The 25,655-nt window shown below is 43.9% G+C and carries 20 protein-coding genes and 13 tRNA genes; 28 read left to right on the forward strand and 5 right to left on the reverse strand.

Annotated features, from left to right (window positions below):
- The first annotated feature begins 54 nt into the window (after nucleotides 1-54).
- The 9 genes from AC0VYG_RS11530 to AC0VYG_RS11570 all read left to right on the forward strand — a co-directional run bounded on the left by AC0VYG_RS11530 (nucleotide 55) and on the right by AC0VYG_RS11570 (nucleotide 12,774).
- On the forward strand, nucleotides 55-936 hold the full coding sequence (locus AC0VYG_RS11530) for an NAD(+) kinase (protein ID WP_475432410.1): 882 nt from the start codon (nucleotides 55-57) through the stop codon (nucleotides 934-936).
- Nucleotides 937-987: 51 nt separating this feature from the next.
- On the forward strand, nucleotides 988-1,866 hold the full coding sequence (locus tag AC0VYG_RS11535; protein ID WP_475432411.1) for a rhomboid family intramembrane serine protease: 879 nt from the start codon (nucleotides 988-990) through the stop codon (nucleotides 1,864-1,866).
- A gap of 106 nt (nucleotides 1,867-1,972) precedes the next feature.
- On the forward strand, nucleotides 1,973-2,254 hold the full coding sequence (locus tag AC0VYG_RS11540) for a YeaC family protein (RefSeq protein WP_475432412.1): 282 nt from the start codon (nucleotides 1,973-1,975) through the stop codon (nucleotides 2,252-2,254).
- The gene (locus AC0VYG_RS11545) at nucleotides 2,254-3,078 is read left to right on the forward strand and encodes a DUF2797 domain-containing protein (protein ID WP_475432414.1); all 825 of its coding nucleotides are present in this window, start codon (nucleotides 2,254-2,256) and stop codon (nucleotides 3,076-3,078) included. The genes AC0VYG_RS11540 and AC0VYG_RS11545 overlap by 1 nt, the downstream gene beginning before the upstream one ends.
- Before the next feature lie 10 nt (nucleotides 3,079-3,088).
- The gene (gene pepN / locus AC0VYG_RS11550; protein ID WP_475432415.1) at nucleotides 3,089-5,722 is read left to right on the forward strand and encodes an aminopeptidase N; all 2,634 of its coding nucleotides are present in this window, start codon (nucleotides 3,089-3,091) and stop codon (nucleotides 5,720-5,722) included.
- A 198-nt stretch (nucleotides 5,723-5,920) separates the two neighbouring features.
- Nucleotides 5,921-7,630 (forward strand): hypothetical protein, encoded by a 1,710-nt coding sequence (locus AC0VYG_RS11555; protein WP_475432416.1) that lies wholly within the window; start codon nucleotides 5,921-5,923, stop codon nucleotides 7,628-7,630.
- Between the two features lie 295 nt (nucleotides 7,631-7,925).
- A complete protein-coding gene (gene metH / locus AC0VYG_RS11560) occupies nucleotides 7,926-11,660 on the forward strand; it encodes a methionine synthase (RefSeq protein ID WP_475432418.1) in 3,735 nt (1,244 codons plus the stop codon).
- A 53-nt stretch (nucleotides 11,661-11,713) separates the two neighbouring features.
- Entirely contained in the window at nucleotides 11,714-12,322 is a 609-nt protein-coding gene (cobO, locus tag AC0VYG_RS11565; protein WP_475432419.1) for a cob(I)yrinic acid a,c-diamide adenosyltransferase, read from the forward strand.
- Nucleotides 12,323-12,420: 98 nt separating this feature from the next.
- Nucleotides 12,421-12,774 (forward strand): RidA family protein, encoded by a 354-nt coding sequence (locus AC0VYG_RS11570; protein WP_475432420.1) that lies wholly within the window; start codon nucleotides 12,421-12,423, stop codon nucleotides 12,772-12,774.
- Nucleotides 12,775-12,837: 63 nt separating this feature from the next.
- Here AC0VYG_RS11570 and AC0VYG_RS11575 read toward each other — a convergent pair whose 3' ends face one another.
- The gene (locus tag AC0VYG_RS11575) at nucleotides 12,838-13,329 is read right to left on the reverse strand and encodes a Crp/Fnr family transcriptional regulator (RefSeq protein WP_475432421.1); all 492 of its coding nucleotides are present in this window, start codon (nucleotides 13,327-13,329) and stop codon (nucleotides 12,838-12,840) included.
- 331 nt (nucleotides 13,330-13,660) lie between these two features.
- Between AC0VYG_RS11575 and AC0VYG_RS11580 the strand changes: the two genes are divergently transcribed.
- Nucleotides 13,661-15,247 (forward strand): ABC-F family ATPase, encoded by a 1,587-nt coding sequence (locus tag AC0VYG_RS11580; protein ID WP_475432422.1) that lies wholly within the window; start codon nucleotides 13,661-13,663, stop codon nucleotides 15,245-15,247.
- A 91-nt stretch (nucleotides 15,248-15,338) separates the two neighbouring features.
- On the opposite strand, the gene AC0VYG_RS11585 is transcribed toward AC0VYG_RS11580, so the two are convergent.
- The 4 genes from AC0VYG_RS11585 to AC0VYG_RS11600 form a co-directional block, all read right to left on the reverse strand.
- Entirely contained in the window at nucleotides 15,339-16,178 is an 840-nt protein-coding gene (locus AC0VYG_RS11585; RefSeq protein ID WP_475432423.1) for an MOSC domain-containing protein, read from the reverse strand.
- Between the two features lie 162 nt (nucleotides 16,179-16,340).
- The gene (gene htpX / locus AC0VYG_RS11590) at nucleotides 16,341-17,219 is read right to left on the reverse strand and encodes a protease HtpX (protein ID WP_475432424.1); all 879 of its coding nucleotides are present in this window, start codon (nucleotides 17,217-17,219) and stop codon (nucleotides 16,341-16,343) included.
- A gap of 66 nt (nucleotides 17,220-17,285) precedes the next feature.
- On the reverse strand, nucleotides 17,286-18,503 hold the full coding sequence (locus tag AC0VYG_RS11595; RefSeq protein ID WP_475432425.1) for a pyridoxal phosphate-dependent aminotransferase: 1,218 nt from the start codon (nucleotides 18,501-18,503) through the stop codon (nucleotides 17,286-17,288).
- 176 nt (nucleotides 18,504-18,679) lie between these two features.
- Nucleotides 18,680-19,252, reverse strand: coding sequence for a YajG family lipoprotein (locus AC0VYG_RS11600; protein ID WP_475432427.1), 573 nt, complete (start codon nucleotides 19,250-19,252; stop codon nucleotides 18,680-18,682).
- A gap of 139 nt (nucleotides 19,253-19,391) precedes the next feature.
- Here AC0VYG_RS11600 and AC0VYG_RS11605 point away from each other — a divergent pair.
- From AC0VYG_RS11605 to AC0VYG_RS11690, 18 genes are all read left to right on the forward strand, one after another.
- Nucleotides 19,392-19,467 (forward strand) — tRNA-Glu (locus AC0VYG_RS11605).
- 55 nt (nucleotides 19,468-19,522) lie between these two features.
- Nucleotides 19,523-19,597 (forward strand) — tRNA-Gly (locus AC0VYG_RS11610).
- Nucleotides 19,598-19,649: 52 nt separating this feature from the next.
- Nucleotides 19,650-19,725: transfer RNA gene (locus AC0VYG_RS11615), tRNA-Glu, on the forward strand.
- Nucleotides 19,726-19,815: 90 nt separating this feature from the next.
- Nucleotides 19,816-19,890: transfer RNA gene (locus AC0VYG_RS11620), tRNA-Gly, on the forward strand.
- Nucleotides 19,891-19,941: 51 nt separating this feature from the next.
- Nucleotides 19,942-20,017: transfer RNA gene (locus AC0VYG_RS11625), tRNA-Glu, on the forward strand.
- A 43-nt stretch (nucleotides 20,018-20,060) separates the two neighbouring features.
- Nucleotides 20,061-20,135: transfer RNA gene (locus AC0VYG_RS11630), tRNA-Gly, on the forward strand.
- Nucleotides 20,136-20,186: 51 nt separating this feature from the next.
- Nucleotides 20,187-20,262 (forward strand) — tRNA-Glu (locus AC0VYG_RS11635).
- A 43-nt stretch (nucleotides 20,263-20,305) separates the two neighbouring features.
- A tRNA-Gly gene (locus AC0VYG_RS11640) sits at nucleotides 20,306-20,380 on the forward strand.
- Nucleotides 20,381-20,432: 52 nt separating this feature from the next.
- A tRNA-Glu gene (locus AC0VYG_RS11645) sits at nucleotides 20,433-20,508 on the forward strand.
- Between the two features lie 43 nt (nucleotides 20,509-20,551).
- Nucleotides 20,552-20,626: transfer RNA gene (locus AC0VYG_RS11650), tRNA-Gly, on the forward strand.
- 53 nt (nucleotides 20,627-20,679) lie between these two features.
- Nucleotides 20,680-20,755: transfer RNA gene (locus tag AC0VYG_RS11655), tRNA-Glu, on the forward strand.
- Between the two features lie 43 nt (nucleotides 20,756-20,798).
- Nucleotides 20,799-20,873: transfer RNA gene (locus AC0VYG_RS11660), tRNA-Gly, on the forward strand.
- A gap of 53 nt (nucleotides 20,874-20,926) precedes the next feature.
- A tRNA-Glu gene (locus AC0VYG_RS11665) sits at nucleotides 20,927-21,002 on the forward strand.
- Between the two features lie 266 nt (nucleotides 21,003-21,268).
- Nucleotides 21,269-22,096, forward strand: a complete 828-nt coding sequence (gene pabC, locus AC0VYG_RS11670; RefSeq protein ID WP_475432429.1) for an aminodeoxychorismate lyase — start codon at nucleotides 21,269-21,271, stop codon at nucleotides 22,094-22,096.
- Nucleotides 22,083-23,150 (forward strand): endolytic transglycosylase MltG, encoded by a 1,068-nt coding sequence (gene mltG / locus AC0VYG_RS11675; protein ID WP_475432431.1) that lies wholly within the window; start codon nucleotides 22,083-22,085, stop codon nucleotides 23,148-23,150. Before pabC ends, mltG begins: the two co-directional genes overlap by 14 nt.
- Nucleotides 23,147-23,788 carry a dTMP kinase gene (gene tmk / locus AC0VYG_RS11680; protein ID WP_475432433.1) on the forward strand — a complete coding sequence of 214 codons (642 nt, stop codon included), beginning with the start codon at nucleotides 23,147-23,149 and terminating at the stop codon, nucleotides 23,786-23,788. The genes mltG and tmk overlap by 4 nt, the downstream gene beginning before the upstream one ends.
- Nucleotides 23,785-24,726 (forward strand): DNA polymerase III subunit delta', encoded by a 942-nt coding sequence (gene holB, locus AC0VYG_RS11685; RefSeq protein WP_475432435.1) that lies wholly within the window; start codon nucleotides 23,785-23,787, stop codon nucleotides 24,724-24,726. Before tmk ends, holB begins: the two co-directional genes overlap by 4 nt.
- Before the next feature lie 7 nt (nucleotides 24,727-24,733).
- Nucleotides 24,734-25,543 (forward strand): TatD family hydrolase, encoded by an 810-nt coding sequence (locus tag AC0VYG_RS11690; protein ID WP_475432436.1) that lies wholly within the window; start codon nucleotides 24,734-24,736, stop codon nucleotides 25,541-25,543.
- The last annotated feature ends 112 nt before the right edge of the window (nucleotides 25,544-25,655 follow it).

Here is a 25,655-nt window from a genome sequence, read left to right on the forward strand (position 1 = left end):
AACACCCTGCTAGATCAGACGAATGACACCATTAGATGAAAAAGAGAATACTAAATGAGTCTTTTTAGACGTGTTGGCATAATTGCTCGATTAGATAAGTCACAAATCCTAGAGACGGTTAAAAGTTTGATGGAGTACCTTGCAGAGAAGGGGTCACAACCTGTACTCGAAACAGGATTAGCGGCCATGATGCCCGGCCTTAAGGTGGCTTCTTCTCCGTTAAAGGAACTCGGTAATGAATGTGATTTGGTTATGGTGGTAGGAGGCGATGGCAGTTTTCTCGGTGCGGCTAGAGCCATTTGTAATTACGATATTCCTGTTATTGGTATTAACCGTGGTACATTAGGTTTTCTAACGGATATTTCGCCTTATGCGTTAAAAGAAGAGTTGGAGCCTATTTTTCGTGGTGAATACTATGAAGAAAAGCGCTTTATGATTGAGGCCAAGATCAAGCGTCAGAATAGGCCAAGTGGTGAAGGTATTGCGTTAAACGATTTGGTACTTCATCCAGGCAAGTCGGCACGAATGATCCGTTTTGATTTGTTCATTGACGATCAGTTCGTTATGAACCAAAAATCGGATGGTTTGATTGTTGCCACCCCAACAGGTTCTACCGCTTATGCGTTGTCTGCAGGCGGTCCTATTATGCTTCCTAAGTTAGATGCACTTGTATTAGTGCCCATGCACCCACATACATTGAGTAATCGTCCGATTGTTATTGATGCCAATGCCCGCATTCGAATCGTTGTCTGTGAGACAAATTTAACCTACCCAAGTGTTAGCTGTGATGGTCAATTGAATATTACAACAGCACCCGGTGATGAAATTAATATCACGAAAAAAGAAGGTGGCATTCGTTTAATACATCCTAAAACCCATGATTTTTACGATGTATGCCGTGACAAGTTAGGTTGGCAATCCAGTTACAAATCCTAGTGATTGCCTAACGTTGTATCTAACAATAGAATAAGAGGTGTCTCCTAGACCATGTATCTCGTCTATCAATTTTCAGCGAATGAAGATCCATCTTTATTAAGCCAAACCCTTTGGCGCTTAAAAATTTCTCATAGAGTTATTGTGAATGATGGGCACCGCGAGCTTTGGGTGAGCCATCCCTCCCATCAAGAACCTGCAGCACAATTAGTGAAAATTTGGCTTAACGACCCTCAGATGCTGAATAAAGTCGAAATCGACCCTAGCCAGCCCATTCCTCACTCTTCATCCAGCATTGTTGAACAAATAAAAGCAGCACCAGCCACAGTGGGCGTGTTGTTAGCAGCGGCCATTGTGGCATTCGTGACTCAGCTAGGGTCGGATCTTTCAATGGTACGGTATTTTACGATTTCTCCTTTTACGGTTTTTGGCGGTCAGATTCGTTTCTTTTCGCTACAAGAAGTACTGGCTCAAGGAGAATATTGGCGTTTACTGACTCCAGCATTGATTCATTTTAGTGTGATGCACATCGCTTTTAACGCCCTATGGGTTTGGGATGTGGGGCGTCGTCTAGAACGAATGGTTGGTTCACTTGCCTGGATAGTAGGCGTTATTGTTATCGCGATATTCAGCAATATATTGCAGTTTGAGATTGATTCTAACCCTTTGTTTGGTGGATTGTCGGGGGTGGTTTACGGGTTAATCGGCTTTGCTTGGTTATTACCGGTATTGCGCAAAGACTGGCCCGTTATTGTCAGTAAACCGCTGATGATTTTTTTCATGGTGTGGCTGGGAATCGGTTATACGCCAATTCCTGAGTCACTAGGGTTAGGAAGCATTGCCAATACAGCCCATACCATTGGTTTGTTTGCTGGGTTAGCATTGTGTCTTATTTACTGGGTGGCAACTAAGCATCGTCCATTAAGACGATGATAAATCGGCTAGCCAGATTCAAAGATACCAAGCCAATCCCTCAATCAGATTGGCTTGGCTCGTCATTTATAAAGGCCGTGTCTACTAGCGGCAATGAGAGTGTGTGATGAATTTTAAAGAAATGATCGATAATATGTCGCCAGAGGTCTACGTTCGCTTGAAGCAAGCTGTCGAATTAGGCAAATGGCCAAATGGTGTACGCTTAACAGAAGAACAAAAAGAGTTATGTTTGCAAGCTGTTATTACCTATGACTACAGTAATAAATCAGAAGAAAGCCGAGTAGGGTATATTGAACGCAACGTACATACAGGTTGTGACAGCAAAACCAGTACCAATGAACATGAAACCGTTAAATGGGTGAGCAATGACCCTAAGGGTAAGGTTTAATGTTATTGGGCAGTTTGAAAAAAATGTCGGTATCGGCACCCTCTGGCCAAGTTCAGTATTCATTGAATCTAGGAGAGGAAAGCGTTGCCTTAAATGATTTATTAGGACAAAAAATCTCATTGACTCTTTCCGGCGACATTCATTGTGTGCACTGTGGTCGCCAAACCAAAAAATCTTTCAATCAAGGTTTTTGTTTTCCTTGTTTTAAAAAACTGGCCGCCTGTGATACCTGTATTATGAGCCCAGAGAAATGCCATTTTCACCTAGGCACTTGTCGAGAACCTGAGTGGGGTGAAAAGTATTGTATGCAGGATCATTATGTTTATCTTGCCAACTCATCAGGCTTAAAAGTCGGCATTACCCGTGGCGATCAATTACCTACCCGTTGGATTGATCAAGGAGCCACTCAAGCAAGAGCCTTGTTTCGCGTCAACAATCGTCGTATGTCGGGATTAGTAGAAACCTTATTCAAAACCCAAGTAGCGGATAAAACCAATTGGCGTAATATGTTAAAAGGAAGCGCCGCTGAGCTGGATTTAGAATATGAGCAAGAACGTTTAATCGGGTTGTTATACGAAGGGTTGGATGCATTACAGAATGAATTCGGTTTGCAATCGATTACCGATCTGTCTGATGAAAATGAAACACATCAATTTACTTACCCAGTTTTAGACTACCCAACGAAGGTAACCAGTCTCAATGGCGATAAAACCCCAGATATAGAAGGGGTGTTAATGGGTATTAAAGGTCAATATTGGATGCTTGATACCGGCGTCATTAACATTCGTAAATACACTGGTTACCAAGCATCATTCTCATTTTAGGAGAGAGTATATGAAAGAGAGTCAGCCCTCAGCAATATTATTGAAAGACTATAAGGTTCCTCCTTTTCTTATCGATAAAACAGAATTGACCTTTGATCTTGATGAAACGAACACCGTAGTCACATCGCATTTGCATATGCGCCGTAACCCAGCCTGCGGCAAATCAACCCAGCCACTGGTTTTAGACGGCGGGGAAGATGTCAAATTAATTGGTGTTGCAATGGATGGCTATGCACTCCCTAGTGAAGAATACCGTTTGGTGGATGACAAACTGATTATTACTGCAACGGCTGATGAGTTTATTCTTACCTGTGAAACATTAATCGATCCACAAAACAACACACGTTTGGAAGGCCTATACCGTTCTTCCTCCATGTTCTGTACGCAATGTGAAGCCGAAGGCTTCCGTCACATTACCTATTATCTCGATCGCCCTGATGTTATGTCGGTTTTTACGACCACCATCATTGCTGATGAGACTCGTTACCCTGTGATGCTGTCTAATGGTAATGAAACAGAGCGCGGTAAAACAGATGAGGAGAAAACCTTCGTTGTATGGCACGACCCTTTCCCAAAGCCCGCTTACCTATTTGCGTTAGTGGCAGGCGATCTAGCGGTCAAAAATGATGTGTTCACAACCCAAAGTAAACGCGATATTAAACTGCAAATTTTTACTGAGCGACATAATATCGATAAAGTGAATTATGCGATGGAAGCGTTGAAACGCGCCATGCGTTGGGATGAAGAAACCTATGGCCGTGAATACGACCTAGATATCTTTATGATCGTCGCGGTAGATGACTTCAATATGGGAGCAATGGAAAATAAAGGACTAAATATTTTCAACTCCTCTTGCTTATTAGCCAGCCCAGAAACCACGACTGACGATACTTTCCTGCGAGTTGAGTCCGTTGTTGCCCATGAATACTTCCACAACTGGTCTGGTAACCGAGTTACTTGCCGTGACTGGTTCCAGTTAAGCTTAAAAGAGGGCTTTACGGTTTTCCGTGATCAAAGCTTCTCATCGGATATGCACTCTGAAACAGTAAAGCGTGTGGAAGATGTGTCTTTTCTGAAAACAGCACAGTTTGCAGAAGACGCCGGACCAATGTCTCATCCCGTTCGACCTGCCTCTTATATTGAAATCTCAAACTTCTATACCTTGACGGTCTATGAAAAGGGCGCTGAAATTGTTCGCATGATCCACACCTTATTAGGTGAAGAAGCATTTCGTAAAGGCTCTGATTTATACTTTGAACGCCACGATGGTCAAGCCGTAACATGTGATGATTTCGTTGCCGCCATGCAAGATGCTTCTGGCGTGGATTTAACTCTGTTTAAACGTTGGTACTCACAAGCAGGCACACCTCTTGTCACCGTGACGGATGAATACGATGAGCAAACGAACACCTATCGCTTAACCATTAAGCAACATACTCCAGCAACCCCTGCTCAACCAACCAAACTTTCTCTGCATATTCCAATTCGAGTTGGCTTATTAAGCGAGCAGGGTGACGCACTAACGGTTGGCTTTCAAAACGAACGCTCAGACGATTTCGTGCTTCACTTAAAAGACAACGAGCAAACGTTTGAATTTACGGATGTAAGCAGCAAACCGGTTCCATCCTTATTGCGCTCATTCTCGGCACCCGTAAAACTGCACTACGAGTACACCACAGAGCAACTGCTTCTATTATTGTCCTGTGACAGTGATGGCTTTAATCGCTGGAGTGCAGCGCAGCAATTAGCGGTGAATGAATTGAACCAACTGATTAAGCAAGCCGAAAATGGTAACGCTTTCTCTATCGACTCAAATTTAGTGGCTGGTTTTAAAGCATTACTAGAAGACGAAACGCTTGACCCTGCGATGGTGGCTTTGATTCTTGAATTACCAAGCCAAGCTTATTTGTCAGAACTGGCAGAGGTCATTGACCCTCAAGCAATCAAAGCGGCTCGTCATTTCTTGAAAGTGAGCATTGCCAACGCTCTGTCTGTTCAGTTTGCAGAGATCTACCATAAACATGTTGTCACAGGCAAGTATCAAGCCAATGCACAAGACATAGCTCATCGTTCTTTGAAAAATACCGCCTTGTCATATTGGGCAGAATCAACCGATCAGCAAGCAAAAACTACTGTGGCAGAACAATTTAAACAAGCAGACAACATGACAGATCAGTTTGCTGCCTTGTCTATTGCGGTAAAAACCAACCACACGAATGCACAAGATATGTTGTCGGCTTTCTACGAACAATGGCAAGCAGAGCCTCTTGTTGTCAACAAATGGTTAATGTTAAGTGCCTCACAAGAAAGCGATGAAGCATTAGGCGTTGTGAAGGCTTTAATGGAACACCCATCGTTTGATTTGAAAAATCCTAATAAAGTTCGCTCTGTATTGGGTGGGTTTGGTCAAAATATTTCAGGGTTTCATCATGAAGATGGCTCAGGTTACCAATTCTTAGCCGATCAAATTATCGTTTTGAACAAGCGAAATCCACAATTGGCTTCTCGGTTATGTACCCCTCTAACACGCTGGAAAAAACTCAAACCAGAGCTAAGTGTTCAAATGAAGAAGCAATTAGAACGCATTCTTACAGAAGATCTTTCTAAAGATGTTTATGAAGTGGTTTCAAAATCTTTGGCATAACGTGCCTTTATAAAGTGAAGTAAACGAATTTATACCCAAGGCTTTTAGTCTTGGGTATTTTTTTGTTTTAGCACCTACACTTACACTAAAGAAGCTATTGAAAAAAGTAAAAAATTTACGTTTTTTTTGCATTTCACTTTGGATTCTGGCATAACAGGTTAACTGATTGATGGGCTTGGGTTTGTTTAGGGGCATATAATGATAAGTCGTACCGCTTTGTTTATACCTATTGCATTAGGACTGATGACCACGGCTTGCAGCACAACGAGCAATACGTCATCACAAGATCAGTCCAGCATGACAGGGGCTGTTACAGCCACCCAGAAAAGTCCAACCAATATCAAGCCGGAGACCTCTCTTAAAGACACATTAGAAGAAAAAAATCAGCGTATTGAAGCGCTGCAGCAAGCACTAGCAAAGAACCAGAACAAACTGGCTGACTTACAACACCAACTGGATGAAAAAGACGCGTTAATAGACGCTCTAGGAAAATCATCGTCAAGCTCTGAGGCTCTGATTGCCTTAGAAAAAGAAAAGCGACTACGCCGTGATTTAGAATCTCAGTATGCCCAACTTAAAGTTGATAATGACCACCTTAATAAAAAACTCTCCCAATTGAGAGCGGAAAATCTCTCTCTTAAAAAACAGCTTTTCAGTAATTCTTCTGTAAGCAAAACGTCACAAAACCAAGCTAACTCGAATGCTAAATTGGATTTTGTGAGGTTAAACAAAAGCTATCAAACGCTAAACTCTGCTTATTCTGCACTGCAAAAGAAATACCATTCGTTAGAAAGCAAGCAAAAAAACCTGCAGCAGCGTTATAATAAATTGAACCTCGACAACTTATCCAATGAAAAAGCATTAGACTCGCTAAAAGCAGAAAATTTAAAGCTAGGCGGGCAAATATCCGATGCCAGAGCACAGCAAGAGTCTTTGTGGAATAAAATTCATGTTCAAGAGGGCATGATAAAACATTTACAGGCTAACTTAACTGAACAATACAGAAGTCAGTCGACACCTTCTGACGATACAACAAGCAATCAAGACAGCAGCCAACTGCAAGGCCAGATAGCGACCCTCGAAGCAAAGTTAAACGCACAGGAAAGTTTGATTAACGATTATAAAAAGAATGTACAGACACTTAAAAAGCAACTTGCTCAACACAAAGTCAATAACCGTCACATAGCAGCTTTAGAGTCACAATTGGCACGACTTGAACAAATGAATGTTGATGCGAACAAAGCACTCAAAGACAGCAATAAAGCGTTATTAGTAAGTCAGGCCCATGCCGAATCCTTATCGGATCAATTGACAGGCTTAGAACAAGACAAAGCCAATTTAGAGAAAGAATTGGCCTCTTTAAAAGAACAATCAGCCAAAGATACTGCAGAGCGGACTAAATTGGCGGCTCAAGTGAATGACTTGATTCCGTTTCAAGCGGAAGTAGCCTCTCTTAAAAATCAGCTAGCCGTTAGTCTAGACAGTGTGACTTGGCAGCTACCTAAAGAAGCGTCTTTACACAATAACTTTGAGATCGTTGTGACCGCCCGCGTTACTAACCCTGTAGCAGGGCAAAGTTACGTTGCGCAATTGGTGACAGACAGTGCTATTCAAATGATTAGTAGCCCTAAAGTTGAGGCGACAGTACAAAATGGTCAATTACAATGGCGTTGGCGGTTAAACGGTCTAAACGAACGACCTAATGCGAAATTAAATCTATTTGTGTCGCAACAAATGAACTACCACGATAAAGTTATCTTAAGACAAGTGTACGATGGTAGTGAAACCATGGCGCTGAAAAACGATAACTTGCTTGATAAATATGGTTTCTGGGCTGGCGCGATATTACTTGGGTTGGCTGGTGGCTTTGGGGCAGGCTATATGAGTAGAAGAAAGAAAGAGGCATAATTCGCTGTTTTTTCAAACACGCTATCTAGTTGATAAAGCGGCCTACAATACCACGAACTAGTGATAAAAACGGATGACATAGGTGTCGCTACCAGCCACTCTAAGCCCTTGCTTTCTTTTTAAACAAAGCAGGGCTTTTTTGTCTGGGGATTTTCAATGGGCTTGTTTCGCCCTACACTTCTTATATTTTGTCTTTGATGAGTCAGATCATTCAACTCTACATTATTAATATTCAATACTTAGCCGATGAGTTTTAGGTATAGTAGGCTCGCATATACATATTGAGGTAGTGACAGTGGTAAAGTCCAAATCGTATTCCATTATTGAGGCGCGTTTAGCGCAAAATATACTGATTCTTGATGGCGCAATGGGAACCATGATTCAGTCGTACAAGCTTGAAGAACAGGACTATCGAGGCGAACGTTTTGAAGACTGGGAGAGCGAGCTAAAAGGGAATAATGATTTACTGTCATTAACACAACCAAAAATCATCAAAGATATCTACTCAGCCTATTTAGCGGCGGGAGCAGATATCATTGAAACAAACACCTTCAATGCTAACGCCATTTCCATGTTGGATTACCATATGGAAGCACTTAGCTATGAGCTGAACTATGAATCGGCTCGATTGGCGCGCGAGGCCGCAGACGAATTTACTCAACAAAACCCTGATAAGCCTCGCTTTGTTGCTGGTGCCGTGGGACCGACAAGCCGAACTTGTACGATTTCACCGGATGTTAACGACCCAGGATTTCGTAATATACACTTCGATGAGTTAGTCGAGGCTTATACAGTTGCCGTTGATGGTCTTGTTAAAGGTGGTGTGGACCTCATTCTAATTGAAACGATTTTCGATACCTTAAATGCCAAAGCCGCTATTTATGCCGTATTAGATTATTTCGAAAAAACCGGTGTTCGTTACCCAATTATGATCTCAGGTACCATCACGGACGCATCTGGCCGAACGTTGTCAGGACAAACTACTGAAGCGTTTTGGAACTCTATTGCGCATGCCAAACCACTCTCTGTTGGTTTAAATTGTGCGCTGGGACCAAAAGATTTGCGCCAATATGTAGAGGAATTATCCCGCATTGCTGATACTCATGTGTCTGCGCACCCCAATGCTGGTTTGCCTAATGCATTTGGTGAATACGATGAAACACCAGAAGAAATGCTCGAAGAAATTCAAGGTTGGGTCGATGCCGGTTTTATTAACATCATTGGGGGCTGTTGTGGTACCGCACCGAGTCACATAGAAACCTTTGCTAAAGCCTTCCTACAGTCGACTCCTCGCCAAATCCCGACTATCGAAAAAGCCTGTCGCTTATCTGGACTTGAGCCATTCAATATTGATGGAAACGCCTTATTTGTAAATGTTGGTGAGCGAACCAATGTCACGGGCTCAGCGATGTTTAAGCGCTTGATTAAAGAAGGGGACTTCGATACCGCACTGGACGTTGCTCGTCAACAAGTAGAAAACGGCGCGCAGATTATCGATATTAACATGGATGAAGGCATGCTGGACTCCAAGGCTGCCATGGAGCGCTTCCTTAAGTTGATCGCATCTGAGCCTGACATCTCGCGTGTGCCTATCATGCTGGACTCATCTAAGTGGGACATTCTCGAAGCAGGCTTGAAATGGATTCAAGGTAAAGGGGTTGTTAACTCCATTAGTATGAAAGAAGGGGAAGACAACTTTCGAGAGCAAGCGAAAAAGCTCATGAAGTATGGTGCGGCTGTTATCGTGATGGCATTCGACGAACTCGGCCAGGCGGATACTCGAGAGCGAAAAATCGAGATTTGTCGACGCTCTTACAAAATCCTTGTCGATGAAGTCGGCTTTCCGCCAGAAGACATTATTTTTGACCCCAATATTTTTGCCATAGCGACCGGTATTGAAGAGCACAACCGTTACGCGTTAGATTTTATTGAAGCAACAGGAGACATTACCCGTGAGCTGCCCTATGCCAAGGTGTCTGGTGGAGTGTCTAACGTATCCTTCTCTTTCCGAGGTAACAACCCTGTTCGTGAGGCGATCCATGCGGTGTTCTTATATCATGCCATTAAACAAGGTATGACCATGGGGATCGTCAATGCTGGGCAATTAGCTTTATATGAAGACATCCCAATCAAATTGCGTGATGCGGTAGAAGACGCCGTATTAAATCGCACTCCGGATGCCACCGATAACTTGCTAGCCATAGCTGGCGAGTTTGCAGGCACAGGCGAAGTCGCAGAAAAAGAAACACAAGAGTGGCGCAACTTGCCAGTGACAGAACGTTTAAGCCATGCTTTGGTTAAAGGGATTACCGAATTCATCGATGACGACACTGAAGAAGCGCGCCAAGCGTATGCCCGTCCGCTGGAGGTCATTGAAGGCCCCCTTATGGATGGCATGGGCATTGTGGGGGACTTGTTTGGTTCAGGTAAGATGTTCTTACCTCAGGTGGTCAAATCGGCTCGTGTCATGAAAAAAGCCGTTGCTTACTTAATGCCTTTTATTGAAGAAGAGAAACGTCTAAACATGGACACGGCATCGTCCAGTAATGGCAAGATCATTATGGCCACCGTGAAAGGCGATGTTCATGACATCGGTAAAAATATTGTTGGTGTTGTTTTGCAATGTAATAACTTTGAAGTCATTGATCTTGGGGTCATGGTTCCTGCCGAAAAAATATTGCGTACCGCAAAAGAGGAGGGAGCCGATATGATTGGTTTGTCTGGCTTGATCACTCCATCACTGGATGAAATGGTGCATGTGGCAAAAGAAATGGAACGACAAGGTTTCAAATTGCCAGTAATGATCGGTGGGGCAACCACTTCTAAGGCTCATACGGCGGTTAAAATTGAGCAAAACTATAAACAAAATCAAGTGGTTCATGTTACCAATGCCTCACGCAGTGTGGGGGTTGCCAGCGCATTGCTGAGCAAGGATACAACACGACGACAAGCCTTTATTGATGAGATCAAAACCGATTATGAAAAAACGCGCTTGCGCTATAAAGACCGGGCCAAAGCAGGTCGTCGAGTCTCACTGGACAAAGCGCGTCTAAATAAAAGCCCTGTCGATTTTTCCAGTGGCATAGTGACGCCAAATAACCTTGGCATTACGGTGTTGACCGAAAGCGATATCGATTTGGCTGAAGTACGACATTACATCGATTGGACACCCTTTTTCCAAACGTGGGAATTGGCCGGCGCTTATCCACGCATTTTGACGGACAAAATAGTTGGCGCGGAAGCGACGCGTGTTTATAACGATGCGCTCGCCATGTTGGATAACGTAATCGCGAATGCCAGCTTACAGGCACGAGCCATAGTGGGTTTATTTCCTGCCAATCAAGTGAACGATGACGACATCGAAATTTATGCAGACGAGTCTCGCGGTGAGGTTATCGAGCGGCTATCCTTCTTGCGAATACAAAATGAACTGACGGCACCAGGCAAATATAACCACAGCTTGGCCGACTTTGTTGCCCCTAAAGCATCTAAGATTCCTGATTATATCGGTGCTTTTGCGTGCGCTGCGGGTTTCGGCATTGAGCCCATCGTCGCGAAATACGAGGCCGATCACGATGATTATAATTCTATTATGATCAAAGCTGTCGCGGACCGTTTAGCCGAGGCTACAGCAGAGTTCTTACATGAAAAAGTACGTAAGGAGATCTGGGGCTATGCACCAGATGAAAGTTTGACTAATGCGCAGTTAATTAAAGAAAAGTATCAAGGGATTCGCCCTGCGCCAGGGTATCCTGCTTGCCCTGATCATACAGAGAAGGCCAAACTGTGGTCACTATTGAATGTCAAAGATAATATTGATATGGAAATTACAGAAAGCTTTGCTATGTTGCCAACAGCAGCGGTCAGTGGCTGGTACTTTGCCCATCCAGCCTCAACGTATTTTGGTATTGGCAAAATAGGTCCTGATCAAGTGGATGATTACGCCAAACGTAAGGGTATGAGTAAAGAAGATACAGAGCGCTGGTTAGCGCCAAACCTTGGCTACGACCCAGAAGATGATAGAGTGTAGTATGACGGGTTGTTAACTCTCATTGTTTATTTACGTCAACTAGGAAGGCCATTGTGTCAAAAGCGATTCAAGACCCAGAAAAACATCAAAAACGCATGCAAAACATCAAAAAGCATGTAGACAAGCGCATTGCTAAGGCTCAAGAAGATAAGGGAACCTTTGTACTATTAACTGGTAATGGGAAAGGAAAATCCAGCTCAGCATTAGGGATGGTCGCTCGTGCGTTGGGTCATGGTATGAAAGTAGGGGTAGTACAATTTCTTAAAGGTGAGTGGAACACTGGAGAAATTGATTTTTTTAAAAAGCAAGACGGCATTAGATGGGAAATTATGTCCTCTGGCTTTACATGGGAAACGCAAAACCGTGAAGCGGATATCGCTTCGTCAGAAGAGGCCTGGCAAAAAGCAGCGGATATGCTGGCGGATGCAAGTCTTGATTTGGTGGTGCTCGATGAGCTGACTTATCTACTTCATTATGAGTATCTTTTTGAAGACCGAGTCCTGGAAGCCCTGATGAATCGACCAGAGAGTCAGCACCTTGTTGTGACAGGAAGAGGGGCAAGTGAGTCTTTGATTGCGTTAGCGGACACTGTCAGTGAAATCAAAGAAGTGAAACATGCTTTTAAGCGTGGCATAAAGGCTCAGAAAGGACTGGAATTTTAGTTATCGCCAGTTAGAAATACTTAACTTTCATTAATATATAGATGAATATTCTTTTTAAATATTGTTAATATTCTACTTTATTCATATTGAGGTGGATTATGAAAATTGAGCGCCAAGAAATCACTCCACGCATGAGTCGTATTGTGAAACACAATGGGACCATTTACCTCTGCGGACAAGTAGCGGCGGATGCAAATGCAAGTATTACTGAGCAAACTCAAACCATGTTAGATAAAGTGGAAGCCTTGTTAGAACAAGCGGGCTCTAGCAAACAACACCTTTTATCGGCCACTATTTATCTTCGCGACATGAAAGATTTTGCCGCAATGAACGATGTTTGGGATGCTTGGGTTGTACAAGGACATACGCCAGCACGCGCCTGTGTTGAGGCTCGTTTAGCTCGTCCAGAGTTATTAGTTGAGATCTCAGTTATAGCAGCAGAGAAATATTAAGCGCGGCGCGAAATACATTGGTAATGTTTTGGTGGGTAAGCAAGGCTCTTACGTTTGCTTGATTTACGTGCTTACGTTTATGTGATTTTCTACCAAGGCATTACCGAGCACCCTTAGTGACCTTGCCATATCCCGAGATAAATTCATTAATAAAATGCCAAAGTCAAACGCATGATCATCATGAAAATCACTAAATAACTGGCTGGTCACTTCTAATACAATGCTGCTTTCTTTAGCAATGGTTTTACCTACTTTATCATGCAAAGCAATCATTGAGACGAAACCGACGGCCTCACCAAAGTTGATAGTTCTGGTATGAGAGGTTTGGTCATTGTGAGTTTTGTAGAAATCCAAACAGCCTTTCAGGACAATGTAAAAGCGGTCACCTTTATCCCCATAGTCAAACAGCTGTTCGCCAGCGTCCAGTTCAATAAGGACGCCATTGTTGAGTAAATAGGTAATAGAGCGTTCCGATAGGGCACCAAAAACCGAGCCTTCTTTGAGCTTAGATGGCTCTAGGTTAGAGTTTATGTCTTGCTTAAGGACGGTTTTCATTATGGTCTCCCGTCAATCAATGTCTCTTCTCAGTCAATAGTAATCCTTTGTTTGTTAGCTTTGTATCCCTGCTTGTATAAGTTTTAGCGCCTTCTACCATTTAATGACAGTCAGTTTCTGTGTTTAGTAGTAACTATTGGAGTAAGATTGTAAGCATTTGTTCCCTTGATTTCGCTTATTTTTTGTTAGTTTTTAAGCGTTTTTGATTTTTTATCGGTAATTTTATCTTGTACCTTAAAGAGCAAGGTATATCTGTGCGATAATGCTGGCCATTAATGCAAGCCGCCAACCTAGGTGTGCTCAATTTACTTTTAAGAAGCGGAAAAATACCTTGTTAACAACTGCCAATATCACCATGCAATTTGGTGCCAAGCCTTTATTCGAGAACGTGTCTGTTAAGTTTGCTGAAGGCAAACGTTACGGTCTAATCGGTGCAAATGGGTGCGGTAAATCCACCTTTATGAAAATCCTCGGCGGCGATTTAGAGCCAAGTTCTGGTAACGTATCTAAAGACCCAAATGAACGCCTTGGTAAATTAAAACAGGATCAATTCGCTTACGAAGAATATTCTGTCATCGATACGGTGATTATGGGTCACACAGAGCTGTGGGCAGTTAAGTCTGAAAAAGATGCAATTTACGCCAATCCAGAAATGACCGAAGAAGATGGACTTCGGGCAGGGGATTTGGAAGCAGAGTTCGCTGAAATGGACGGTTACACGGCTGATGCCCGTGCCGGAGAGTTGTTATTAGGGGTGGGGATTCCTACCGAGCAACACTATGGCTTGATGAGTGAAGTCGCACCGGGCTTGAAACTGCGTGTACTGCTTGCTCAAGCATTATTCTCTGATCCTGATATTCTGCTGCTTGATGAGCCTACCAACAACTTGGACATCAATACCATTCGCTGGTTGGAAGGTGTATTGGTTGAGCGCAACTGCACCATGATCATCATTTCCCATGACCGCCATTTCCTCAACTCCGTTTGCACCAACATGGCGGATTTAGATTACGGCGAATTGCGTTTGTTCTCAGGAAACTATGATGAATATATGACCGCCGCAACACAAGCTCGCGAGCGTCTATTATCGGATAATGCCAAGAAAAAGGCACAAATCAACGAGCTGAAATCGTTCGTGAGTCGTTTCTCTGCTAACGCTTCGAAATCGAAACAAGCCACCTCGCGTGCGAAACAGATAGACAAAATCCAACTTGAAGAAGTCAAACCATCAAGTCGTCAAAGTCCTTTTATTCGTTTTGAACAAGAGAAGAAATTGCACCGCATGGCGGTTCAAGTAGAAAATGTGGCAAAATCTTACGATGAAGAACTGTTCAGTGGTCTGAACATGATGGTTGAAGTTGGTGAACGTATCGCTGTTATCGGGCCAAACGGAATCGGTAAAACGACGTTACTTAAATGCTTGGTCGGTGACACGGAACTGACTAAAGGTGAGGTAAAGTGGTCTGAGAATGCCAGTATAGGCTATTACGCTCAGGATCATGCCCATGAATTCACCAAAGACGTTGATTTGATTGAATGGATGGGGCAGTGGGCTAAAGAGGGCGATGACGAGCAAGTGATTCGTGGTACGCTGGGTCGCCTGTTGTTCTCACAAAATGACATCAAAAAGTCGGTAAAAGTGCTTTCTGGTGGAGAGCAAGGCCGGATGTTGTTTGGCAAACTGATGTTGCAAAAACCAAATGTGCTAGTAATGGATGAGCCAACCAACCATATGGATATGGAGTCGATTGAGTCTTTAAACCTAGCGCTGGAAAACTACCCAGGGACATTGATTTTTGTCAGTCATGACCGCGAATTTGTCTCTTCCTTGGCGACTCGCATTGTTGAAGTCACCAGTGATGGCATTGTCGACTTCCATGGTACTTACGACGAATATTTGGCCAAACAGGACGCTTAATGTCTTGTATTGAGCGAACACGTTAGTGATTCACAATAAAATGGGAGCCTGTATCGAGAGGCTCCCTTTTTTTATGTCTGCTAAAATGACGTTAGCGTTTGTCTTGATAAGTAAAGGCTTCTTGATACTCTAAAACCTCCATTTTGTCGCCCACGTGAATCTCCCCTGTATTGAGGGCAATGAGATTGATGCCAAAATTGATGACTTTTTCCTCAGGCTGCAAACGAAACTTGCCTAATGTTTTCATTGGTTCGCCTTTTTTACTGCGTAGTGCCGTCTCTGGGTGTACAGTTGTAAAAATACAGCGAGCGCAGGGTTTTACATTCTCAAACTCGATGCCACCTATCCGCAGACGTTTCCATGTCTCTTCCTCAAAGGGCTGAGAGCCCGTCACAACAAGATTGGGACGAAATTGCGCCATCTGTATGTTTTCTTGGCATGTACGATTTAACTCCTCTAGAGAAGCTTGGGAAGTTAAGTGAAATGGGTAACCATCGGCAAAGCCCACAGGACTTTCTGGCCTTCTTTTCGTGAACCGTTCAGATTGCTCACCAAAATAAACCAAGCGAACATCACTGTTTAATACTTGGCTAAACCAAGCATTGGCCAGCTCCGAGCAATGTTGTGCTTTTAGTGATTTTTCCCAAATCACAACATTTTGATAGGTAGAGCTAAAGGTCGCAGGGTCTAATACCAGCTTAATAGCAGTATCAGGATGAGAAAGTTCCCATGTTTTATTAGTAAGTCGCTCAGCTTTGATCAAGACCAATTGGGGAAACTCTCGGCCAGTGATAAATTCGCCATTTGAATTGATGAGCATATAGCGACGATCCCCAGTTAACCCAGACCACTCTACTTGGCTTTGTGCTAATTCCACGCCGTGGATGGATTTGATTGGATAGATAGAAATCGAAGACAGAGAATAGGGCACAATAGATTCTTCCTTTTTACAACGGGTAATTTCTTATTATGCCGATAAGGTAACGTCACACAACCCCTTGAAGAGCGTTTATATCCTTATGAATCGTGAGATGTGAACAAAAAAACGCCCGACAAATCGGGCGTTTTACGTTGTACCAAACTGTACTTTTAACTATAAAGCTTGCAATACTTTGATTCGATCATTGATAGGTGGGTGGCTTGAGAACAACTCGCCTAGTGTTGGCATTTTGCCGCGGTTAATCCCGAAAGCAACCATGCCTTGTGGCATATGGCTTTCTTCATGCTCACTTTGCAGACGTGCTAGCGCTGCGATCATTGCGCCTTTACCGCCTAGACGAGCACCCGCCTCATCCGCCCTGAATTCACGGTATCGAGAGAACCACATCACAATCATTGAGGCGAGAATGCCGAATAAAATTTCGAACACAAACGTGGCGATGTAGTACCCCCAACCTACAGAGCCTTCATCGTCGTTTCTGCGCAAAAACTGATCAACGGCATAAGCGGCGATACGAGCAAAGAACATGACAAAGGTGTTAACCACCCCTTGAATCAAAGTCAAGGTCACCATGTCACCGTTCGCAACGTGACCTATCTCGTGGCCTAGCACCGCCTTGATTTCATCTGGCGGAAAGCGCTCAAGCATACCGCTTGATACAGCAACCAGAGCATCGTTTTTATTCCAACCAGTAGCGAAGGCGTTTGCATCGTGAGACGGAAAGATAGCCACTTCTGGCATTTTGATCCCCGCTTCTTTTGATAATTGAGCAACCGTCTCCAACAGCCAAGCTTCTTTATGGTTTCTTGGTTGCTCAATAACCACCGCACCAGTACCGCGCTTGGCCATGAATTTGGAAATCAGTAGTGAAATGATGCTCCCCGTAAAACCAAATACACCACAGAAAATCAGTAACGAGGTGAAGTTCAACCCGTTACTGGTCATATAGTTGTTAACACCCAGCAAGCTGAGAATCACACCCGCCACCAACATGATGGCTAGGTTCGTCACTAAGAACAGAATGATACGCATAAACATGCTCCTTAAAAGATTGTTAAAGAGCATGATAGGGCTGTTTGGTGGAAATTCAAGCAGAAGTTAACGCTTTCTTAATCGATCTAAGAAGGCGGCAAATCGCTCCATGGCAGGGGCCAGTTGCTCTATATGTGGAAGGAAGACAAAACGCACATGATCCGGTGTTGGCCAGTTGAATCCAGTACCTTGCACGATCAGCACCTTCTCTTCCTGTAAAAAACGCAAAATGAAATCCATATCGTCTTTTATTTGGTACATTTTAGGATCGAGTCTCGGGAATAAATAGAGCGCCCCTTGTGGTTTATGGCAATGTACACCAGGAATAGCGTCCAAAGCCTCCCAGGCGACCCGTCGCTGCTCGTATAAGCGACCATCAGGCTCGATTAACTCATTAATACTTTGGTAGCCACCAAGAGCCGTTTGCACCGCGTGCTGTGCTGGCACGTTGGCGCATAAGCGCATTGAGCTCAGAATATCCAACCCTTCGATGTAGTCTTTAATGCCCGATCTGTCGCCAGTGACAATCATCCAACCAGAACGAAAACCGGCAGTTCGATACACTTTTGATAGACCGCCAAAAGTTATACATGGGGCTCTACCTTCTGTTAACGTACTGGTTGGAATGTGGGTCGCACCATCGTATAAGATCTTATCGTAGATCTCATCGGAAAAAATGAGCAAATCATGCTCGGCGGCAATGTCGATGATGCCTTCTAGTATGCCTTTCTCATAAACGGCACCTGTTGGATTATTTGGGTTAATAATCACAATGGCTTTGGTTTTATTGGATATCTTAGCGCGAATATCTTGTAAATCTGGCTGCCAACCTGCACCTTCATCACAATGATAGTGTCTGACGTACCCCCCAGACAGCGTTGCTGCCGCTGTCCACAATGGATAATCGGGTGCTGGGATCAAAATTTCGTCGCCATCATTCAGCAAGGCTTGCATTGCCATCACGATCAGTTCGCTTACGCCGTTGCCCATCCAAATATAATTAACATCTGAGGATTTGACGCCGAGGGCCTGATATTTTTGCATAACCGCTTTGCGCGCAGGGTATAAACCTTTGGACTCGCAATACCCTTGGGCAGTTGGAAGATTTCGAATGACATCGACGAGGATTTCATCTGGCGCTTCGAAGCCGAATGTGGCGGGGTTCCCTATGTTAAGCTTCAGAATTCGCTGTCCTTCTTCTTCCATGCGCATGGCCTCTTTTAAAACAGGACCACGAATTTCATAGCAGATATTTGATAGTTTGTTTGACTTTCGAATGTGCACGTTTATTCCTCGTTAAGCTGGCAACCTTAAGTCCATAGTAAATTCCGTCCTCAAATAGTAGCACGACCTTTTACCTTGAGGCATTCAAGATGAGAGCTAAAGATGTCACAAAGTTAACCTGAGGGAAAATGAAGAGGGGAGACTGCACAACGCTCCCCCTTTAAAGGATTCGAAGATTACTGCTGAAGGAGCTTGATGATACTTTGGTCTTTTAGTAGTCGAGTAACAGTTTTGCTTGCCAGCTCGTTCATATTTTTTTGTACAGTAGATTGATAGGGTAGCGTTCCGTATTCTTCGGTTTTTTGTGATGCTAATGTGGCTTTATAGGTTTCATCTCCTGCTGTCACCGTCACATTCAACGCAAAGTTTAGGGTCGCAATCGTCTTTAAATTGTCTACTTTAGTGGTGTAACTCATTTTTGTAATGACAACATCCATTTTCGCCGGTGGCAAAACCCCTTGATCTAGAGTAAAGCCTAACTTGCGAAGACCATTCACAATACTTTGGTTAACACTTTGTTTTACATTGTTAGTGGTAAAGATATCCGCATGTTCATTTAGACCAGTTTTGATTGATCCTATTTGGTTGCCTATATTTGTCGTAGTGCTGACTTGGATCACTCGGTTATTGGTGAGTTTTTCGCTTTGGATCGCCGCAGTGGGATCTATTTGTATGTAGTGCGTCGTTGAACAGCCGGCGAGTAAAGCGGCTGACAATGTAAAAGTCAAAATAAGACGTTTATTAAGCATAGTTGCTCCATTTTTATACAATATTGTTGCAAAACAAGTGTTTAATCTACTAACTTAGCAGATTATTAAAAAAAATGTTGATTTTCCAAATAGTAACAGTAATATACGCACCCGCTCACACAGCAAGACGTGAACATATGTCCCGTTCGTCTAGAGGCCTAGGACACCGCCCTTTCACGGCGGTAACAGGGGTTCGAACCCCCTACGGGACGCCATCTAATTATATTGGTGGTAGTTTACTTCTCTTTGATGTTGTATGAAAAGCATTTTGCGGGAATAGCTCAGTGGTAGAGCACAACCTTGCCAAGGTTGGGGTCGCGAGTTCGAGCCTCGTTTCCCGCTCCACTTTCACTTAGTGTGAAAGTATAAGGTTTACAGTTTTTACAAAACTGATTGTGTCCCGTTCGTCTAGAGGCCTAGGACACCGCCCTTTCACGGCGGTAACAGGGGTTCGAACCCCCTACGGGACGCCACTTTCTTTCTGCTTGCAACAAGTGTTTGGTAGAAAACAGTTTAGGTGTTGTTCACTGTGTTATGCGAGTAACGAGTAGGGCAGCCATAGGGCGGGAATAGCTCAGTGGTAGAGCACAACCTTGCCAAGGTTGGGGTCGCGAGTTCGAGCCTCGTTTCCCGCTCCACTTTCACTCTGTGTGAAAGTACAGGTTTACAGTTTTCACAAAACTGATTGTGTCCCGTTCGTCTAGAGGCCTAGGACACCGCCCTTTCACGGCGGTAACAGGGGTTCGAACCCCCTACGGGACGCCACTATTTAGTAGATTACCCGAATAAAGTAGGGTGGTTTTATAGGGCGGGAATAGCTCAGTGGTAGAGCACAACCTTGCCAAGGTTGGGGTCGCGAGTTCGAGCCTCGTTTCCCGCTCCACTTTCACTCGATGTGAAAGTACAGGTTTACAGTTTTCGCAAAACTGATTGTGTCCCGTTCGTCTAGAGGCCTAGGACACCGCCCTTTCACGGCGGTAACAGGGGTTCGAACCCCCTACGGGACGCCACTATTTAGTAAATTACCCGAATAAAGTAGGGTGGTTTTATAGGGCGGGAATAGCTCAGTGGTAGAGCACAACCTTGCCAAGGTTGGGGTCGCGAGTTCGAGCCTCGTTTCCCGCTCCACTTTCACTAAGTGTGAAAGTATAAAGTTTACAGTTTTCACAAAACTGATTGTGTCCCGTTCGTCTAGAGGCCTAGGACACCGCCCTTTCACGGCGGTAACAGGGGTTCGAACCCCCTACGGGACGCCACTATTTAGTAAATTACCCCAATAAAGTAGGGTGGTTTTATAGGGCGGGAATAGCTCAGTGGTAGAGCACAACCTTGCCAAGGTTGGGGTCGCGAGTTCGAGCCTCGTTTCCCGCTCCACTTTCACTTAATGTGAAAGTATAAGGTTTACAGTTTTTCGCAAAACTGATTGTGTCCCGTTCGTCTAGAGGCCTAGGACACCGCCCTTTCACGGCGGTAACAGGGGTTCGAACCCCCTACGGGACGCCACTATTTAGTAAATTACCCGAATAAAGTAGGGTGGTTTTATAGGGCGGGAATAGCTCAGTGGTAGAGCACAACCTTGCCAAGGTTGGGGTCGCGAGTTCGAGCCTCGTTTCCCGCTCCACTTTCACTAAGTGTGAAAGTATAAAGTTTACAGTTTTTCGCAAAACTGATTGTGTCCCGTTCGTCTAGAGGCCTAGGACACCGCCCTTTCACGGCGGTAACAGGGGTTCGAACCCCCTACGGGACGCCACATCTATAAATTTAAACACTATCTATAAATTAAAAAGAGTAACCTATAAAATAATAGGGAACTCAATTTTTCTATCAAACTTGTTTCTTCCCTCCATTTTCGCCCCTGTAAAAATCGACTATACACCGAACTTTTTCACTAACATCCCTCATCTTTCAATAGGTCTTTCTATAAGTAAAAACATAAGTAAAGAGAGACGCGGAATCTGTGATGATGTCCGTTTTTAGGCTATTATAATCACCCTTTTTATTCTGAGTCGTTTTTTCATGAAGTGGTTTGTTAATTACTATCAGGATGACATGGTATCTGCCTCAGATCGAGGGCTGGCTTACGGTGATGGTGTATTCGAAACCATTAAAGCGTCACCTTATGGCTTTTATCAGTTATATGATCATGTTGCTCGCCTCACTAGAGGGCTAAAACAGCTTGGGATGCCATTCTCAGAAGAAGATACTCAGCGTTTAAGACAGTTTCTTTTTGACGATATACTAGCTGAGATTGATGATTTCTCGGTGGTAAAAATCATTGTCACAAGAGGTGAAGGTGGGCGAGGGTATTTACCGCCAACGTCCCCCAAACATACGGTTTTAGTTGGCGTAGGCTGCGCACCAGATTATGCCCATGAACAACGTTATGGAGTTCATCTAGGCCTTTCTCCGATTGAGGTAAGTCGCAATCGTTATTTAAGTGGATTAAAGCACCTTAATCGCTTAGAAAACGTATTAGCCAAACAGCAACTCATGGCCAAGCATTTTGAAGATGTTATGCTTGACTACTCAGGCAATGTAATTGAGTGTATTCAAAGCAATATTTTTTGTTTTCACAATGATGTATTAATGACACCGTCTTTGGCCGAAGCGGGTGTGCAGGGCACTTACCGAAAACACATCATGGCCTCCCAAACCCTTTATCCAGTCAATATTTGTGAGTTATCTCTAAATGATTTGAAACAATCCGATGAAATATTCATCACCAACAGTTTGATGGGAATTGTTCCTGTTATTTCTCTTCAAGGTAGTTCTTTTCTCATTGGTGAAAATACCTTAAGACTCCAAAAACAAATGCAGACTAGGGATGTGCATGACGTTGCTTAGATGGCTGTTCAAAGCCTTTATTATTGTCATTACCTTTTGCGCCATCGGGGCGGGGTTTCTTTATCATGAGATCACCCAGCCGGTCACTCTCACTCAGCCTCAAGTTTTTGAGGTTAAAAAAGGGGATACCTCGTTTGGTTTAGGGGAAGAACTGGCCCAGCGCGGCTGGATAAAATACCCTTTTTTAACCAGGGTCGTTGCCAAGCTTCACCCTGAGTGGGTTCCTAAAGTGGGGCAGTATAAAATCACCAACGGCATGACGTTATTAAGCATGATGGCGTTATTCGATTCCGGAAAATCTATTGTCTATACCATCACCTTGGTTGAAGGAAATACACTCCAAGAGTATCTGAAGGATATGAAAGCCAAGGGGAACATTCAAATGACCCTTGAAGGCTTATCGAATGCTCAGATAGCCAAAAAACTGGGGATAAAGAGAAGCAATCCTGAAGGCCTATTTTTTGCAAATACTTATCAGTATCATAATAATACAACCGACCAACGTATTTTAGAGCGGGCACACCATCTACTTGAATCACGTTTAAAAGCAGAATGGGCAACAAGAGATAAGGGGTTACCTTATAAAGCCCCTTATCAAGCGTTAATCATGGCATCTATGATCGAAAAAGAGACCGGTGTACCAGAGGAACGAGGCTTAATTGCCGGCGTATTTATTAATCGATTGCACAAGCATATGCGCTTACAAACGGACCCAACCGTTATTTATGGTCTCGGTAAAAACTATAATGGCACCATTACCTACAAGGATTTGCGTTCAAAATCACTTTATAACACCTATTTGCACAAAGGCTTTCCGCCCACTCCAATAACCAACGTGGGCTTACGAGCCATTGTCGCGGCCTTGCATCCGACAAAGACAGACGATTTATATTTTGTGGCCAAAGGTGATGGATCACATGTCTTTTCAAAGACATTGGCTCAGCACAATAAAGCAGTTGAGAAATATCAAATGCAGCGACGTGCTGATTATCGTTCAAGTCCGGAGCCTCAATCCGCTTCATCATCAAAGAAAGAAGGAGAAACAGCACAGTGAGAGGCAAATTTATCTCGTTAGAAGGTGGTGAGGGCAGTGGGAAGTCCACCGCGATGGCGCATATTCAAAACTGGTTAGAATCGCAACACATTGATTATGTCATGACTCGTGAGCCTGGCGGGACGCCATTGGCAGAAGATATTCGTAACCTCGTATTAAGTCCAAGGGAAGAAGCCGTCGACGACATGGCGGAACTTTTAATGATGTTTGCCGCTCGATCTCAACATATTTCCCAGAAAATCGAACCCGCTTTAAAGCAAGGAAAATGGGTCATCAGTGATCGCTTTATCGATTCCACTTATGTGTATCAAGGCATCGCTAGAGGCGGTGATATCGCGGTATTAGATCATCTTACTCAATGGGTCGTTGGGAATTGCCAGACCGATGCAACGTTCGTACTAGATGTGCCAGTAGAGATTGGGCAACAGCGCGTACAGCAGAGAAAACATTCAGATAGGCTGGATAAAGAGTCTCATCTATTTCACGAGAAAGTGCGCCAAGGTTTCTTAGAGCGCGCTCAGCAAAGCCCACAGCGAATAAAATTGATTGATGCGAGCCAATCTTTAGAGAGCGTCAAGCAACAAATCCAACAGCAATTAAAGGCGCTTCAACTGTCTTGGAGTAAGAGCGAGAAATGATCGAACTCGCGCCGTGGTTACAGGCTTGCCATAAGCAAGTACAGCACCTCAAACAGACAAAAAAGCTTTCACACGCCTTGCTTATTACCGGAGCAGATGGCGTTGGTCAGGAGCACTTAGCCAAAGCGTTGGTCAAAGATCTAATGTGCGAAAAAATTGACCAAGGCGTCGCCTGTGGCCACTGCCATTCCTGTGAACTTATGGCTGGAGAGTCACACCCTGACTATTATCTTTTGGATGGGGAAGAAGCAACCATCAAAGTGGATCAAGTCCGCCAACTCATCAATAAAATCAACCAAAAGCCCCAAGTTGGTAACCATAAAGTGGTACTGATTACCCATGCTCAGGCCATGAATATCAATGCTTCCAATGCCGTATTAAAAGCTCTAGAAGAACCTGCTGATCAAACCTACTTTTTATTGACCAGTTCTCAATCTACTAGCTTGATGCCAACCGTTCGTAGCCGTTGTTTACTGGTTAATGTGCCAACGCCTTCCCAAATGGAGGTCGAAAGTTGGTTGCAGAACCAACCCGATGGTGAAGCTCTGAGTGCTTTATTTTGGCTGACAACACAACCTTTTCGTTTACTTAGCTTGGAAAAACAACAGAAGACGGGGATCTACACCAGTTTGCCAGAAAAGGTAAAAGAACTGATGCAGGGCACAACCACCGTTGAGGCGCTACTGACAGGAGTCAGTAACACTAACATTATAGATTACTGCAATGGGTTGGCCGCCATACTGCATCAATGCCTTTGTCATTCTGCTGGCGCCACAATTCACCCAGTGTTATCCGAACTGTATCCGTTAATCATGCAGAGAATGGGGATTCAAGCTTTGATGGCACGCTATCAAGCCTTACAAAGGTTAAAATCCGACCTATCAAAGACCAACCTTAATCCGGTTATGCAACTCACACACGAATTGAACCAATGGTAACCACTTTATGCTAATTGACACACATTGCCACTTAGACAAACTAGACTTAACACCATATAACGGTGATGTTAACGGCGCGATTGATGCGGCAGCAAAGGCTGGCGTTAAGCAGCTACTTAGCATCTCTGTTAATGTAGATGACATGGATGACATTATTGCCTTCACTCATCGTCAGGGGGTTTATGCCAGCTGCGGAGTGCACCCTTTGCACAAAGAAGGGCTGTTGACCAGCGAAGACCGTCTGATGGACCTTGCTCAGCATGATAAAGTCATAGCCATTGGCGAAACAGGTCTGGACTACTTTTACGAAGAAGACACCGCACTTCATGAAAAACAAAGGACGAGTTTTGTTCATCATTTAACCGCCGCAGGTAAGCTCGGTTTACCCGTAATTGTTCATACCCGTGATGCAAAAGTCGACACAATGAAACTGATTCGTGAATACAGTAATCCAGACAGTGCAGGTGTACTGCATTGTTTTACTGAAGATTATGCTATGGCCAAAGCAGCCGTAGATGAAAATTACCTGATTTCTATTTCGGGTATCGTGACATTCAAAACCGCTCTGGAGCTTAAAGAAACCGTTAAGAAGCTTCCTCTTGACTCGTTAATTGTTGAAACAGACTCGCCTTACCTTGCCCCTGTGCCGCACCGTGGAAAGAAAAATGAACCGCAATACGTTGCGAATGTGGCACAGTACGTTGCGGATTTAAAAGGGCTTCGTTACGAGGCACTACTTGAAGCAACAGCCGCGAATTTTCATCGGGTCTTTTCCAAAGCCACCCCAGACCAGATCTTACAAGTTGCCAATGGATAGCCGTTTAATTTAAGTAGCTTTGTTTTAAGTACCTATTTTCGTTTACTTTTCCTCTATTTTTCTATTGAAAAATTAGGTGTAAAGTAGATAAGAATGGTAGTCTCAAATCATC

Source organism: Marinomonas sp. 63XJN7_7_ISO-PGPR-S23-202 (assembly GCF_056173505.1).

Bases quoted from the DNA above. Each gene is read 5' to 3' on its own strand.
- AC0VYG_RS11530 (WP_475432410.1), top strand. From the start codon at position 55: ATGAGTCTTTTTAGACGTGTTGGCATAATTGCTCGATTAGATAAGTCA.
- AC0VYG_RS11535 (WP_475432411.1), top strand. From the start codon at position 988: ATGTATCTCGTCTATCAATTTTCAGCGAATGAAGATCCATCTTTATTA.
- AC0VYG_RS11540 (WP_475432412.1), top strand. From the start codon at position 1,973: ATGAATTTTAAAGAAATGATCGATAATATGTCGCCAGAGGTCTACGTT.
- AC0VYG_RS11545 (WP_475432414.1), top strand. From the start codon at position 2,254: ATGTTATTGGGCAGTTTGAAAAAAATGTCGGTATCGGCACCCTCTGGC.
- pepN (WP_475432415.1), top strand. From the start codon at position 3,089: ATGAAAGAGAGTCAGCCCTCAGCAATATTATTGAAAGACTATAAGGTT.
- AC0VYG_RS11555 (WP_475432416.1), top strand. From the start codon at position 5,921: ATGATAAGTCGTACCGCTTTGTTTATACCTATTGCATTAGGACTGATG.
- AC0VYG_RS11570 (WP_475432420.1), top strand. From the start codon at position 12,421: ATGAAAATTGAGCGCCAAGAAATCACTCCACGCATGAGTCGTATTGTG.
- AC0VYG_RS11575 (WP_475432421.1), bottom strand. From the start codon at position 13,329: ATGAAAACCGTCCTTAAGCAAGACATAAACTCTAACCTAGAGCCATCT.
- htpX (WP_475432424.1), bottom strand. From the start codon at position 17,219: ATGCGTATCATTCTGTTCTTAGTGACGAACCTAGCCATCATGTTGGTG.
- AC0VYG_RS11600 (WP_475432427.1), bottom strand. From the start codon at position 19,252: ATGCTTAATAAACGTCTTATTTTGACTTTTACATTGTCAGCCGCTTTA.
- pabC (WP_475432429.1), top strand. From the start codon at position 21,269: ATGAAGTGGTTTGTTAATTACTATCAGGATGACATGGTATCTGCCTCA.
- mltG (WP_475432431.1), top strand. From the start codon at position 22,083: ATGACGTTGCTTAGATGGCTGTTCAAAGCCTTTATTATTGTCATTACC.
- holB (WP_475432435.1), top strand. From the start codon at position 23,785: ATGATCGAACTCGCGCCGTGGTTACAGGCTTGCCATAAGCAAGTACAG.
- AC0VYG_RS11690 (WP_475432436.1), top strand. From the start codon at position 24,734: ATGCTAATTGACACACATTGCCACTTAGACAAACTAGACTTAACACCA.